This is a genomic window from Pseudomonas sp. MYb2, from assembly GCF_002979955.1.
GTDB lineage: Bacteria > Pseudomonadota > Gammaproteobacteria > Pseudomonadales > Pseudomonadaceae > Aquipseudomonas.
On the sequence record NZ_PCQC01000006.1, the window covers coordinates 227,265 to 241,521 of the forward strand.

Here is a 14,257-nt window from a genome sequence, read left to right on the forward strand (position 1 = left end):
GCGAGTGCGTGCAAGCACGGCGGTACAAGACGTCGGGGGAACAGTGATGCACAATCATCCGCGTTCCCTTTCGACCGGACCCCGCTTATGGACAAGTTGCTGGCACTGAAGATGTTTGTGGAAACCGTGCGCTGCGGGGGCTATTCCTCGGCAGCGCGCAAACTCGGGATATCAACGTCGTCAGTGACACGGCAAGTGGCAGGGCTGGAACACGAGCTGGGCGCGAGCCTGCTCAATCGCACCACGCGCAACACCAGCGTGACCGTTGCCGGCCAGACCTATTTCGAAAAAGCCGTGGCGATTCTCGACGCGATCGACGAAGCCGATGCGGTCGTCGCCGATCGTGGCGCCGAAGCGCAGGGCCGTCTGCGCATCAGCGTGCCGGTGGAGTTCGGGCGGCGTCTGATTGCACCGCACCTGAGCCGTTTGCTTGAACGGCATCCGGGGCTGGAGATCAGTCTGTCGCTGAGCGATCAGGTCAGCGACCTGCTCAGCGAGCAGATCGATGTTTCGGTGCGGCTCGGATCGTCGGTGGTCAGTGAAGACATCGTCAGCAAACGCGTGGGGCAGTTTGAACGCTGGGTGGTGGCCAGTCCGGCGTATCTGGCACGTAGCGCGGCGCTCTGTCATCCACGGGATTTGCTGGAGCACCAATGCCTGCGTTTCGATTACGGCGGCACCCACCAACACTGGACCTTTCAGAATGAAGACGCGCCCATTCAGCTCAATGTCCACGGGCGCCTGCAAAGCAACAACGCCGACATCCTGCGCGAAGCTGCCATCGGTGGCGGCGGGGTGACGCTGCTGGCTGACTGGCTGGTGCGCGACGACGTGGCAGCCGGCCGGTTGACCCGATTGCTTGAGCAGTACGAGGTCAATCCCGGCAGTGCCAGCACCTGCATCAACGCCTTGTATTTACCCAATCACCGTGGGTCCAGCCGGATCAATGTGTTTATCGATTTCCTGATGGAAATTCTCAGTCCGGCTGCCGTGACCACGCCCGCCGCGTGATCCCTGCGGCTCAACGGCGCCCGGTCCGCGTACTCACATCCACCCAAACCGCCAACACCAGAATGCTGCCCTTGACGATCATCTGCCAATAGCTGTCGACATCGAGCATGGACATGCCGTTGTCCAGACTGGTAATAACCAGCGCGCCGAGGAGGGCGCCGTACACCGTGCCGGAACCGCCGCGCATCGAGGTGCCGCCGATGAAGCAGGCGGCGATGGCATCGAGTTCGCCCATGCTCCCGGCCGAAGGCGAACCGGCGGCCAGGCGCGCGGTATTGACCACGCCGGCGAGGGCGCACATCACGCCCATGATCCCGAAGATCCACAGCTTCACCGCCTGCACATTGATCCCGGACAGGCGCGTCGCTTCCATATTGCTGCCCACCGCATAGACGCGCCGACCGAACACGGTCTGACTGGTCACGTAGCTGAACACTCCCAACAAAATCAGTAGCAGCAGGACGGGCACGGGAATGCCGTCATAGCTGTTCAGCGTCTGGACGAAGCCGGCGAGCACGGCACCGATCACCAATACGCGGATGACGTCACGCACCAATGAATGCGCCGCGAGGCCGTGCAGGGCGCGATTGCGTCGTTGTTTCCAGGTGAGGAACACGGTCAGTGCGAACAACAAAATACCCAGACCGGTGCCGATCGCGTGGGGCAGGTAACCCTGGCCAATGTAAACCAGCTCCGGCGATACCGGCGCGATGGTCGTGCCGCCGGTAATCCCCAGCAGAATCCCGCGAAAAGCCAGCATGCCGCCCAGGCCGACAATGAACGAGGGGATGCGCAGGTAAGCCGTCATGTAGCCGTTGGCGAGGCCGATCATCAGCCCGCACAGGGCGACCAGACTGAGGTTGGCCAACAGCGGGATGTGATAGACCACATCGAGAATGGCCGCGAGACCACCGAGCAGGCCGAGCAATGAACCGACCGACAAATCGATCTCGCCGCTGATGATCACCAGCACCATGCCGCAGGCAAGAATGCCGGTAATCGACATCTGCCGCAGCAGATTGGACAGGTTGCGCGGGGTGAGGAATCCGCCCTCGGTCTGCCAGCTGAAGAACAGCCAGATCAGCACCACGGCAAACACCAGCGCGAGCATTTTGTAACGAGTGAACAGTTGTTTGACCTGATTCATTTACGCGGATTTCCGATCATTATTGTTATGGCTGCCAGGCTGGCTGAGTGCGGCAGCGAGCACTTGCTCTTGGGTGAGTTCATGGTTGATGAAGTCGCCGCGCAACTGGCCTTCGCCGATCACCAGCACGCGGTCGGAAACGCCGAGCACTTCGGCCAGCTCCGACGAGACCATGATGATCGACACGCCCGCAGCGGCCAGTGCGCCCATCAACTTGTAGATTTCGTATTTGGCGCCGACGTCCACGCCTCGGGTCGGCTCATCGAGAATCAGCACTCGAGGTTTGGCCAGCAGCATCTTCGCCAGTACGGCTTTTTGTTGATTGCCACCCGACAGGCTGGTGATCGGCAGGAACGGACTCGCCGTCTTGAGGTGCAGGCGCGAGATTTCCCGATCGATACTGCCCAGTTCGGCTTCGGCATCAATGCGGGTCAGTTTCGAGTAACTGCCCAGCACGGCGAGGGTGATGTTCTGGCCAACGCCCAGATCCGGAATGATCCCTTGGCGCTTGCGGTCCTCGGGTACCAGACATAGACCGGCACGGATTGATTTGAGCGGCGTGCGCGTGTCGATGGCTTGCCCGTCCAGCCAGACTTCGCCCTCGTGGCGACCGGGAAAAGCGCCGAACAGCGCGGTCACCAGTTCGGTGCGGCCGGCACCGACCAGCCCGGCGATGCCGAGGATCTCGCCGCGTTTGAGCACGAAGGAAATATCGTCGACTCGTTTGCGCTTGGGGTTGTCGACGTCGTAGCAGGTGATGTGGCGGGCCTCGAAAATCACTTCGCCAATGTCGTGTGGCTCGCTGGGGTAGAGGTTGCTCATTTCCCGCCCGACCATCTGCGTGATGATTTGCGCAATATCCATGTCGGCCATGGCGGTGGTGGCGATGTGTTTGCCGTCGCGGATCACCGAAATGGTGTCGCACACGGCGGCCACTTCATCGAGCTTGTGCGAGATGTAGACGCAGGCTACGCCCTTGGCTTTGAGGTCGCGGATGATGTCCAGCAACACCTCGATTTCCGAACGGCTCAAGGCCGAGGAGGGCTCGTCGAGGATCAGCAGGCGGGCCTTTTTGTTCAGAGCCTTGGCGATTTCCACCAGTTGCTGATAGCCGCCGCCGTACTGCGACACCGGCAGCGATACGTTCATGTCCGGGACTTTCAGTTCGCGCATCAGCGCTTCGGCGCGGTGGATCATCGCCGGGTAGTTCATGCGCCCGCCGGGCAGCGTCAGCTCATGGCCCATGAAAATGTTTTCGGCCACCGACAGGTCGGGTACCAGCGTCAGTTCCTGATGAATGATGACGATACCGGCGGCTTCCGTTTCGCTGATCGATTGCGCCTTGAGCGGTTGCCCGTCCCAGAGGATTTCACCGTCCCAGGTGCCGTGGGGGTAGACCGCCGAAAGGATCTTCATCAGCGTCGACTTGCCGGCGCCATTCTCGCCGCACAGACCAACGCATTCACCCGGCCTGACCTTGATGTCGATGCCGTTGAGCGCTTTGACACCGCCGAAGGTTTTGACGATGCCGTTCATTTGCAGCAGATAGTCGGACATGGAGAAGGCTCGTAATCAAAGACTCACACACCACTGAACCTGGGTGGGAGCGAGCCTGCTCGCGAAAGCGTCAGTTCAGACAATGCTTCGTTGACTGACACACCGAATTCGCGAGCAGGCTCGCTCCCACAAGGGTTTTTCGCATTACCGGAGATCACTTCCCGGCAATTTGCGCCTTGGTGTAGAAGCCGTCCTGTTCGAGCAGGTCGATGTTGTCCTTGGTCAGCGGGGTTGGCGTGAGCAGGATGGTGTCGACTTTTTTGCTGCCGTTGTCGTACTGCGAACTGAAGGCAGGTTTTTCGTTGCGCGCCAGTTGCACCGAGAGCTTGGCGGCTTCGGTGGCGATGAGTTTCAGCGGTTTGTATACGGTCATGGTTTGCGTGCCGGCGATCACGCGCTTGACTGCAGCAAGGTCAGCGTCCTGCCCGGAAATCGGCACCTTGCCGGCCAGTTGCTGCGCCGCCAGTGCCTGAATCGCTCCGCCTGCCGTGGCGTCGTTGGAGGCAACGATGCCGTCGATTTTGTTGTCGTTGCGGGTCAAGGCGTTTTCAACAATGCTCAGCGCCTCGGTCGGGTTCCATTCCTTGACCCACTGTTGGCCGACGATCTTGATATCGCCCTTGTCGATGGCTGGTTGCAGCACTTTCATCTGGCCTTCACGCAAGATCTTTGCGTTGTTGTCGGTGGGCGCTCCACCGAGCAGGAAGTAGTTGCCCTTGGGCGCGGCATTCAGCACGCCGCTGGCCTGCATCTCGCCGACCTTTTCGTTATCGAAGGAAATGTAGGCGTCGACATCAGCGTTGAGGATCAGACGATCATAGGACACGACCTTGATCCCGGCTTTCTTCGCTTCGGCCACCGCGTTGGTCAGCACCGTAGCGTTGAACGGCACGATGACGATGACATCGACACCCCGGGAAATGAGGTTTTCGATCTGGGAAATCTGCTTCTGCTCGTTGGCATCGGCTGATTGCACGAAGACCTTGGCGTCCATTTTTTCTGCCGCCGCGACGAAGTAATCACGGTCACGCGACCAGCGTTCCAGGCGCAGGTCATCAATGGAGAAACCGATTTTCGGGTGGGCAGCGTCAGCCATCACCGGCAGTGACAACAGCGCCAGGGCAGTGGCCAATAGCGTGCGTTTTACGTTCTTCATAGTGGGCGTCCTTTTATTGTTGTTGGAAAGACACGGCCTGACGATGAGTATCGGGCTGGTAAAACTGTAGAGAATCCGCAGACGCCGCAGGCACAGAATTGTCGTAGAAATGTCACCGCATGGATGCGCCCGCAGACTCCCTGTGTGATCAGCGATAGATAAACCGGTTGACGATGTTCTCAAGCATTTCCTGGCGGCCGCTGACGGCTTGCGGGTTCAACTCGTTGGTGAACGCGTGCTCGGCCAACGACTCAAGGTTGAAGTCACCGGCCATCACCGCTTGCCCGAACGGCTGCTGCCAACCGGCGTAGCGTTGATCCTTGAGCCGTTGCAGTTCGTCGTTCTGCACCATGGCTGCTGCGCGCTCCAGCGACAGGGCGAGCACATCCATAGCGCCGACGTGGCCATGGAACAGATCGATCTGATCGAGGCTTTGCCGGCGCACCTTGGAGTCAAAGTTGAATCCGCCATTCTTGAATCCGCCAGCCTTGAGAATTTCATAGGTGGCCAGGGTCATTTCTTCGACGCTGTTGGGGAACTGATCGGTGTCCCAGCCGTTTTGCGGATCACCCCGGTTGGCGTCGATACTGCCGAAAATCCCCAGCGAGACAGCCGTCGCGATCTCGTGATGGAAGCTGTGCCCGGCGAGGGTCGCGTGGTTGGCCTCGATGTTGACCTTGATTTCGTGTTCCAAACCGAATTGCTGAAGAAAGCCGAACACGGTGGCGCTGTCGTAATCGTATTGGTGCTTGGTCGGCTCTTGCGGCTTCGGTTCGATCAGCAGGTCGCCGGTAAAACCGATCTTGTGCTTGTGTTCGACCACCATGCGCATAAAGCGGCCGAGTTGTTCGCGCTCTCGTTTCAAGTCCGTATTGAGCAGGGTTTCATAGCCTTCGCGACCGCCCCACAACACGTAGTTGGCGCCTTTCAGGCGCTGGGTTGCGTTCATGGCGCTGAACACCTGCGCTGCGGCGCAGGCGAACACTTCCGGGTCCGGGTTGCTCGCGGCGCCGGCAGCGAAACGCGGGTTGCTGAAGCAATTGGCGGTGCCCCACAGCAGCTTGATGCCGCTGGCTTCCTGATGTTGCTCCAGGTGATCAACCATCTGTGCGAAGTGGTTGCGGTACTCCTTCAGCGAACTGCCTTCCGGGGCGACATCGGTGTCATGGAAGCAGTAATAGTCGATACCCAATTTGGAGAAGAATTCGAAGGCGGCTGCCGCTTTGCCGATCGCCAGTTCCATCGGGTCGCCGGCATGTTGCCATGGGCGCTTGAACGTCCCCGCGCCGAACACATCGGAACCCGGCCAGACGAACGTGTGCCAGTAACAGGCAGCCATGCGCAGGTGTTCGCGCATGGGTTTGCCGAGGATGAGTTTGTCGGCGTCGTAGTGACGAAAGGAGAGGGGGGAATCGCTGTTCGGGCCTTCGTAGCGAATCGCATCGACATCGGGGAAATACTGCATGGACCTTGTCCTTGTTGTTCTTGGCGGTGTCTCGATACTAGCAACGGCCCTGTGCCCGCTGATTATGAAAAACATCAACACCGAGTGCGATTTTGCGTATTGAGCTTCTTCGGCCACGCGCCTAGTCTGTGCCAATCGCCTCCGTGACCAGAGGCCCGGAACAAGCATAAAAACAATGAAAACCGTACCGCCTGTTCACCGCATCGCCCTGTTGTTCAACGGCAGCAAGATCTACGACCGTGGGATCATCAGCGGCATCGGCAACTACCTGAGCAGCACCCGTGCTTCCTGGGATCTGTTCCTGGAGGAGGATTTTCTCTGTCGTCTGAAAGGCATCGAGCGCTGGCAGGGTGACGGGATCATTGCCGACTTCGACGACCCGCTGATTGGCGAGGCGCTGGCCGATATCCAGATGCCGGTGGTAGCGGTAGGGGGCTCGTACGAGGATAAACGCGCCTACCCGAAAGCGATTCCCTACGTCGCCACCGATAACAACGCGCTGATGACCCTCGCTTACACGCACTTGATCGAGGCTGGACTGCAACGTTTTGCCTGCTTCAGCCTTCCGGAAGCCCAGGCCAATCGTTGGGCGCAGGAGCGCGAAAAAGCCTTTCGCAAACTGATGAAACGCGACGGCCTGCACGGCGAAATCTATCGCGGCATGGGCACCAGCGCACCGCTGTGGGACAGCGCCGTTGAACAACTGATCGCCTGGCTGCAGAGCCTGCCCAAACCCATCGGCATCATCGCCGTCAGCGACGCCCGCGCGCGCCAATTGCTGCAAGCCTGCCTGACCGCCGGCATTGCCGTCCCGGAGCAGGTAGCATTGATCGGCATCGACAATGATCCGTTGACCCGCAGCCTGACACGCGTGCCGCTGAGTTCGGTCATCCAGGGCACTGAAACCATGGGCCGTACCGCTGCGCAATTGCTGCATCAGATGCTGCACGGCATGCCATCTAACGGCACGCAGATCCTGATTCCTCCGGATGCAGTCAACGTGCAGGTCTCGAGTTTGCACCAGCCTTTGGGCAATCCCTACGTCATGCAAGCGCTACTGTTTATTCGCCAATATGCTTGCCAAGGCATTAAAACAGCACAGGTCGCGGCTTATGTCGGTGTGTCGCGTTCGTCACTTGAAGCGCATTTTCGTGCTGAGCGAGGGTGTAGCGTGCATGACGAGATTTTGCGTTTCAAATTGGCGGCGGCGACCAAGGGCCTGACGAGTACCGATTCGGTGATTGCCGACGTTGCGCGCAGTTGTGGGTTTAAATCTGCGCAGTATCTGCACACGGTGTTTCGGCGGGAGTTGGGTTGTACGCCTCGGGAGTATCAGCAGGCTCCGCCTAAATCTCATTGCTAAAAAAGCAATAGTCATTTGCGATTCCGGCGGATTGTTGCCGTCTATATCAGAAGTTAGCATCAATCCATTGCTGCAACTCATCAGGCCTTTGGCGCCAGTTCGGACAGTCCACATCGTTAGCCTGTCACTGCGCTGGTCGTCGTCTCAGTTGATCAACCTTGGAAAATTCTGATGTCGAAACTCTTCGAAGCACTTCGCCTGGGCGACACCACGCTCAAAAACCGCATCGTCATGGCGCCGCTGACCCGATCGCGTGCACCCAATGATGCTGCCGATGAACGCGTGGCGCTGTATTACGCGCAACGCGCTACCGCAGGCTTGATCGTCAGCGAAGGCACGCCGATTTCCCGTGAGGGGCAGGGCTATCTGTTCAATCCCGGGATCTTCACTGCCGAGCAGATTGCTGGATGGCGTCTGACCACCGACTCCGTGCATGCCGTGGGCGGCAAGATGTTTGCGCAGATCTGGCACGTCGGCCGCGTCTCGCATCCGTCGATCCAGGACGGTGGAAAACTGCCGGTGAGCGCTACGTCGAAGCAAGCTGTCGGCGCGACAGCATTTGGTTACGACGCTGACGGCAAGCCAGCGCTGGTCGAGCCGCCGGCACCCCGTCAACTGGAAACGGCTGAGGTTTCGCGCATCGTCGGTGAGTTCGCGCAGGCTGCGCAAAACGCAATCGAGGCGGGTTTTGACGGCGTGGAAATTCACGGTGCCAATGGCTATCTGTTCGAGCAGTTCATGAATCCACTGGTCAATGATCGAACCGATCAGTACTCGGCCGATCGCTTGGAAAATCGCCTGCGCTTCACCCTGGAAGTGATCGATGCTGTAGTCGCGCGGATCGGCGCGGGCCGGGTGGGCATTCGTATTTCGCCGTATGGCCAACTGTTCGATATGCCGCTGTACGAGCAAATCGATGAAACCTACACCACGCTGGCTGCGGAGATTGGTGCGCGGCAATTGGCGTATGTTCATGTGATGGATCAGTCCGGTTTTCCTGCTCCAGGTACTGAGGGCGGTGGCGGCGGGCCTATGGCAACGTTCCTTGAGTTGCTGTCGACCATCAAGTCGAAATTGCCGGCCACAGCGCTGATTCTGGCGGGCGGCATGTCGCGCCAGCGTGCGGACGATCTGATCAATGACGGCATCATCGACCTCGCCGCATTTGGCACCGCTTACATCAGCAACCCTGATCTGGTGGCGCGGCTGCAGCACAACTGGCCTCTGACCGAAGCCAAACGCGAAACCTTCTACGGCGGCGGGGCCGAGGGTTATGTCGATTACCCGCCCTATAAAGGCTAAGTAGCCGCTGAAGCACTGGCAGCCGTCACCGATATTCGGGACGGCTGCTTTTTCGTTTCGGATGCAAACAGGCCTGCAAGGATGTTGCGAGAGGACAAGCAGGCGAAGTTCTGTTTTAGTGCAAACCAACTGTTCTTGATGATCGGAAACCTTATGCACCTCAAAGCGCACCGGTACTTCGCCATGGTCGCCGTGACTGGCAGTTTCTCGGCGACGGCTCGTCACTTCCAAGTGCCGGCGTCTTCCGTTTCGCGCTTCATCGCGGCGCTTGAGCGAGAGGTGGGTCAGCAGCTTCTTTATCGAAACACCCGCGCAGTGAAACTGACAGATGCAGGCGAGCGCTATTACCTGCAGATCCGCGAAGTGCTGGAATTGCTCGATGCCGCCGATGAGGAAATAGCCGGCAAGGGTGGCGAGGTTCGTGGACTTGTACGGATCAACGCGCCAGTCGCGTTCGGCAGTCTGCACATCGTCAAACTGTTGAACGGTCTGTATGACAAGTATCCCGAGCTGACGGTCGAGTTGACGGTCACCGACGCCTTTATCGACCCGGTTCAGGAGGGCGCCGACCTCATCTTTCGGGTCGGGCACCTGGGCGACTCTGGCTTGATCGGCCGGAAAATCTGCGATCAACACTATGTTCTGTGCGCCAGTGCGGGATACATAGCAAAGCATGGCCAACCCGTGTCGCCGGCGGATCTGCAGAATCACGCCTGCCTGGTCTACAAGGGAACCGGCGGGGCGCAGCGCTGGTATTTCAGAAAGCCTGGCAGCGACAAACCCGAGATTATCGACGTCCATGGTCCGCTCAGAAGTAACAATGGGCAGGTGTTGGTGGAGGCCGCGCTGGCGGGTAGGGGGATCGTGTTTTTTCCGTCCTGGCTTTTTAGTCGCGAGAGCTTTATGAGCCAGCAGCTCATTCGGCTGTTACCTGATTGGCAGGGATCGGTGGAGCAAACGCCTAGCCAGATCCATCTGCTTTCCCCTGAGAATCGCCTGCGGTCTCAGAAGGTCCGTGTGGTGTGGGACTACTTCATCAAAGCGATCGGCGCGCCTCCTTATTGGGATGATCTCAGTGATTGTTGAGGTAGAAACAGGCAGGGAATGAGCTATCTTGTCGAACTGCCGATTCGATCAACATTCCAGGGACGCCAATGCTCAGTTCACTCATATCAAATGGCCAGGCACAAACGCCTGATCAATTAGAACTGAGGGTCCCTTGGTGGAGTTTCACGAAAACAGTCCTGGCTGCGACAGCCCTGTCGTTGGTCCGAGACGGGCTGATCGGACTGGACGACCAGATTCCTGATGACCCTTTCACCTTACGTCAGCTCTTGCGGCATGAAGCAGGACTGGCCGATTACGGCGAACTTGCGGAGTATCACGCAGCCGTTACCAACGGTGAATCTGCCTGGTCGGCGGACGAAATGATGCAGCGCCTTGACGGCACTTCACTTCGATACAGTCCCGGATCCAGTTGGCGTTACTCAAATGTTGGCTACTTGCTCGTTGGCAGACTGATTGAACGGCTAACTGAACTGACGCTTGATGAGGCGGTGCTTCAACGGGCGATTTCACCTCTGGGCCTGTCGAACGTTCGCTTTGCTAAAACGCGAGCTGACTTACAAGCGACCCATCCCGAATGCACCTTGAATTATGACCCTGCGTGGGTTTATCACGGCCTGTTGGTCGGCCCGGTTTCGCAAGCAGCGCTATTTCTCGATCGCCTCCTCAGCGCCGACTTGCTAACCACAGACTTGCTCCAGCAAATGCAGGCAGCGCGAACATTGGGCGGCCCGATCCCCGGACGCCCATGGATCACTCCGGGCTATGGACTTGGTGTGATGCAGGGGGCGATTGGCAGCGGGCATTCCCTCTGCGGGCACACTGGTTGCGGACCAGGTAGTGTCATCGCGGTCTACCGTATCGGCGACGCCGACGCATCAGCTTGTTGTGCAGTTTTTGAGGCAGGCGTAAATGAAGGCGCTGTCGAGGCCCGCGTTGTTGGACGACTGATGCAAGTACTGCAGCACAGGGATGAAAACATCTGAAAACGGCAGTAGGCCGACAACGGCGGCTTTGGGAACAGGTTACCGAGACACCGGGTTTGTGCAAAATCGACCGGGTTAGTGTAAGTGGACATGCTGCAAGGTCGCATAGCGTAATACATGATTTAACATAATATACATTACACGTAACAAGATGTTTCGAGATTAGCCCGGTTGCACAGTGGATTTCAACCTGCAGAATTGCCCTGAATCCGATCCACAGCTTTTCCTTGAATTCGACGCCTATCAACCCTCATCACGCGTCAGCTTTTCAATCAACGTTCGATGCTGTGGAAATTGCTGCGTGAGTTTCTGCCGATCACCCATTTCCATATCGGCAAAATCAAATCCTGGCGAAACGGCTTCGCTGATCAGCCCAAATCCATTTTCGCCTTCGAGCAACCGTGAAGCTTTCCATATTCCACCCGGTACGTGTAATTGCAAAAGCTGTCCTGCCAGAATGTCGGTGCCCATTACCAATGTCTGCAATGAGCCATCAGCATGAATCAGGCTGTACTCAATGGCGTCGCCCAGGTGGAAATAATGCAGGATGTCGGATCGATTGAAATGAAACTGGCCCACCGGTGATTGCTGATCCAGCAGATAGTAAATCGAAGTCATCAGATACCGTGGGCCGCTGGGGGTTTCGAGTGGGTCGCGATGATCGGCCTGATAGGTTCTGCGGAAGTAGCCACCTTCGAGGTGAGGCTGCAGATCCAATGTTCTAATAATGTCTCCAGCCTTGGCTTCAAGCTTGATCAAGGGCTCTTCTCCGCCGAATATGCTGCTAATTTACGTTAACTCGACTAAACGACCATTTAGTGTAGTTAAACATGATTTTCTAGTGAATAAAGGTCCATGCTCGTGCCACTACTTTTGAAATTCACTACGCCGCTGGTATCTCCAAGCAATCATGACGGAGCCGCCCTACCCTCAATGCAAAACCTCATCAGATCGCCATCACCTTCAAATTTTTCATCGCTTTCCCCCATTTAAAAAACCAGCGCTGCCCAGCGCGCAAATCTCTTTCGAACTGGCCTGTTACGGCGCAGGCCGGGGGCTTAGCTCGATTGGCGTGGTTTCAATCAAGCGCTTCGACAGAATCATCGACTGCGTGATAACAGCGTACTTTTTGAAGTGCGGCGATTCGATATGGCTTCGGTATGCCGAATCGCTGGCGTAGATTTCGAAGAAATGAAACCAGTTCGGGCGGTCGACTTCGGCGACGGCGTAGATTGATATGACGCCCGGCTCTGTTCGAGTCGACTCTGTGATCTCTTCCTTGACTGCGGCTTGATAGGCCGCAACCTGTGCAGGATCGATTTCGAGTTGCGCGATGCGCACCACCAAGCCATTTTCCTCGGCGGCCAGCGCTTGTCCTGCCAGTAATCCAGCCAATGCCACCACTCCTAATAAACGTTTACCCATCAGGTTTCCCCCTCTTCATTGTGTGGCAAGGCGGAAGCACTGATGCCCACCTCTTTGCCTGCGCGATTAAAGCTTTGATGGCGGGCAATGGCGAGAAAGTAGACAAAGTCTGCGACGTTGGCGCGGCTTACATTCATGAGGCCTCACAACTTGAATTCGGGATGGAAGCCGGACGAGCGACCACGTCAGATGATTCTACGGATCACATCAGCGTATTTTGATGAATTTCCCTCATTAAACTGCCGCATCAGACTCATCAGTTGAATTCCATGATCGGGAACGAAGGCCGGAAATCGGCTTCGTATCGCTATTTGCCACCGAGACTCCCTCCCCCATCGACGCTGATCACCTGGCCGGTAACGAAGGATGCTCCCTCGCTCAGCAGGAAGGTAATCAGCGAGGCCACTTCTGATGGCGTGCCCAGTCTTTGCATCGGAATCGTGGACAGTATCTGACGCTCACCCTCACTTCCCACGGGGCGGTTTTTTCGAAAAAGCTCGGTGTCTATAGGGCCCGGTGCGACGGCATTGACCGTAATGCCAATGGGCGCCAACTCAAGTGCCCACGTACGCGTGACCCCCACCAATGCACTTTTTGCCGCCGCGTAAGCGGTTCTGTCCCGGGCTCCAAAAATGGCACGGCTGCAGACATTCACGATGCGTCCTGCAGAAGATCGCTTGAGAGACGGCAGGCAAGCCTGGGCGATTTGTACCGAGGCTCGGACATTCAGGTCAAAAACTTTCTGGAGTGTTTCAAGTTCAAGCGTTTCCAGGCTTTGCGGGGACGCGACGCCTGCGTTATTGACGACGGCATCAATAGAGGTCTGCTCCAGGAGTTTCTCAAGTACTTCTGCCGTTTGCCGAGCATCGGTTAAATCACAGAGCAACAGCTTCCCGGGAAAATCATCAACCGGATGCCTGGCGATGCCGACGACATTCCAGCCTGCCTGATTCAACTGAGTACTGAGTGCAAAACCGATCCCTTTGGTTGCACCAGTGACCAGTGCAGTTCGGCTGTTGTTCATGATTACCCTCTCATCATCCGATGCCAGACCTATTGATAACACTTTCAGAACCCTATCCGACAGAAGTGCTCCGAGGATTTTCATCCTGAGCAAAACAGAGTGGAGATTCACGCATTCGCTACCCAAGTCACGTCAAATTACGAGGTTGCTCGTCCCACAGCCGTTTATATTCCCGGCCAAATTGATCGGCGCTTTCATCGAAGCTGTTTTCGGGATGTAAAGATCTGAGGGCGACATTGCATCAACGATCACCTGCGACGCCAGAAGCAGACGTTCCAGATAACTCACTCCAAGTAATATGACGGCCCTTCAGAATCGGTGAATTTCAATCCGTATCCCCTCATTCGTATCTGGAGCACGAAAGTAGCTCGTTATCAAATCGAACTCTGCGTCGCTTGCTGTAAACTCATGCTCGGCGCGGCCATTGCGCCGATGTAGCCTGCCCCGACAGGTCTCATCATCCACTTCGATGTAGTGGAAACAGTGGGGAATTTTCGGCAGCGTCCGCCAGACCGCGTAACCACTGCCGATCCTCTGGCGTGTTGGCCGGGAAATCCAGAACCACAGTCACGCCAGCCTTCAGCACATCGATGACAAGCGGGCCCACCAGTGCCCGAATCTGACGCGCCAGCCTCACGTAATCGGCCACTGATTGGATCTGATCAGGGTAGATCCTTGAGAGCCAATAATCCTCACTCATCAAAATAGCCGACCGTTCAGACGCCAAGGCATTGGTTTGGTCATGGGGACGTCTCC

General features: G+C 57.4%; 12 protein-coding genes and 2 pseudogenes. 5 read left to right on the top strand and 9 right to left on the bottom strand.

From position 1 onward, the window contains the following. The first annotated feature begins 87 nt into the window (after positions 1–87). Positions 88–1,011 (top strand): LysR family transcriptional regulator, encoded by a 924-nt coding sequence (locus CQ009_RS12360; RefSeq protein ID WP_064390039.1) that lies wholly within the window; start codon positions 88–90, stop codon positions 1,009–1,011. 10 nt (positions 1,012–1,021) lie between these two features. On the opposite strand, the gene CQ009_RS12365 is transcribed toward CQ009_RS12360, so the two are convergent. The 4 genes from CQ009_RS12365 to xylA form a co-directional block, all read right to left on the bottom strand. Then, positions 1,022–2,158 carry a sugar ABC transporter permease gene (locus CQ009_RS12365; RefSeq protein WP_007913196.1) on the bottom strand — a complete coding sequence of 379 codons (1,137 nt, stop codon included), beginning with the start codon at positions 2,156–2,158 and terminating at the stop codon, positions 1,022–1,024. After that, entirely contained in the window at positions 2,159–3,715 is a 1,557-nt protein-coding gene (xylG, locus tag CQ009_RS12370; protein ID WP_105706470.1) for a D-xylose ABC transporter ATP-binding protein, read from the bottom strand. It lies immediately after the preceding gene. Between the two features lie 154 nt (positions 3,716–3,869). Continuing rightward, entirely contained in the window at positions 3,870–4,871 is a 1,002-nt protein-coding gene (xylF, locus tag CQ009_RS12375; protein ID WP_007913194.1) for a D-xylose ABC transporter substrate-binding protein, read from the bottom strand. A gap of 148 nt (positions 4,872–5,019) precedes the next feature. Further along, a complete protein-coding gene (xylA, locus tag CQ009_RS12380; RefSeq protein ID WP_105706472.1) occupies positions 5,020–6,336 on the bottom strand; it encodes a xylose isomerase in 1,317 nt (438 codons plus the stop codon). A 175-nt stretch (positions 6,337–6,511) separates the two neighbouring features. On the opposite strand from xylA, the gene CQ009_RS12385 reads away from it, so the two are divergent. The 4 genes from CQ009_RS12385 (at position 6,512) to CQ009_RS12400 (ending at position 11,052) form a co-directional block, all read left to right on the top strand. After that, positions 6,512–7,699 (top strand): XylR family transcriptional regulator, encoded by a 1,188-nt coding sequence (locus CQ009_RS12385; RefSeq protein ID WP_105706474.1) that lies wholly within the window; start codon positions 6,512–6,514, stop codon positions 7,697–7,699. A gap of 171 nt (positions 7,700–7,870) precedes the next feature. Beyond that, positions 7,871–9,001 carry an alkene reductase gene (locus CQ009_RS12390; RefSeq protein WP_105706476.1) on the top strand — a complete coding sequence of 377 codons (1,131 nt, stop codon included), beginning with the start codon at positions 7,871–7,873 and terminating at the stop codon, positions 8,999–9,001. 81 nt (positions 9,002–9,082) lie between these two features. Then, the gene (locus CQ009_RS12395; protein WP_256585414.1) at positions 9,083–10,087 is read left to right on the top strand and encodes a LysR family transcriptional regulator; all 1,005 of its coding nucleotides are present in this window, start codon (positions 9,083–9,085) and stop codon (positions 10,085–10,087) included. Between the two features lie 68 nt (positions 10,088–10,155). Further along, positions 10,156–11,052, top strand: a complete 897-nt coding sequence (locus tag CQ009_RS12400) for a serine hydrolase (protein ID WP_064390045.1) — start codon at positions 10,156–10,158, stop codon at positions 11,050–11,052. Between the two features lie 243 nt (positions 11,053–11,295). Here CQ009_RS12400 and CQ009_RS12405 read toward each other — a convergent pair whose 3' ends face one another. The 5 genes and pseudogenes from CQ009_RS12405 to CQ009_RS12420 form a co-directional block, all read right to left on the bottom strand. Further along, complete coding sequence (locus CQ009_RS12405) at positions 11,296–11,811, bottom strand: cupin domain-containing protein (protein WP_105706479.1); 516 nt, start codon at positions 11,809–11,811, stop codon at positions 11,296–11,298. A 279-nt stretch (positions 11,812–12,090) separates the two neighbouring features. Then, entirely contained in the window at positions 12,091–12,477 is a 387-nt protein-coding gene (locus CQ009_RS12410) for a putative quinol monooxygenase (RefSeq protein ID WP_064390105.1), read from the bottom strand. Between the two features lie 8 nt (positions 12,478–12,485). Next, positions 12,486–12,614, bottom strand: a pseudogene (locus tag CQ009_RS30200) (LysR family transcriptional regulator); the annotation flags it as partial. Between the two features lie 170 nt (positions 12,615–12,784). After that, the gene (locus tag CQ009_RS12415; protein ID WP_064390706.1) at positions 12,785–13,501 is read right to left on the bottom strand and encodes an SDR family oxidoreductase; all 717 of its coding nucleotides are present in this window, start codon (positions 13,499–13,501) and stop codon (positions 12,785–12,787) included. Positions 13,502–13,810: 309 nt separating this feature from the next. Beyond that, a pseudogene (locus CQ009_RS12420) lies at positions 13,811–14,231 on the bottom strand (AAA family ATPase); the annotation flags it as partial. Between the last annotated feature and the right edge of the window lie 26 nt (positions 14,232–14,257).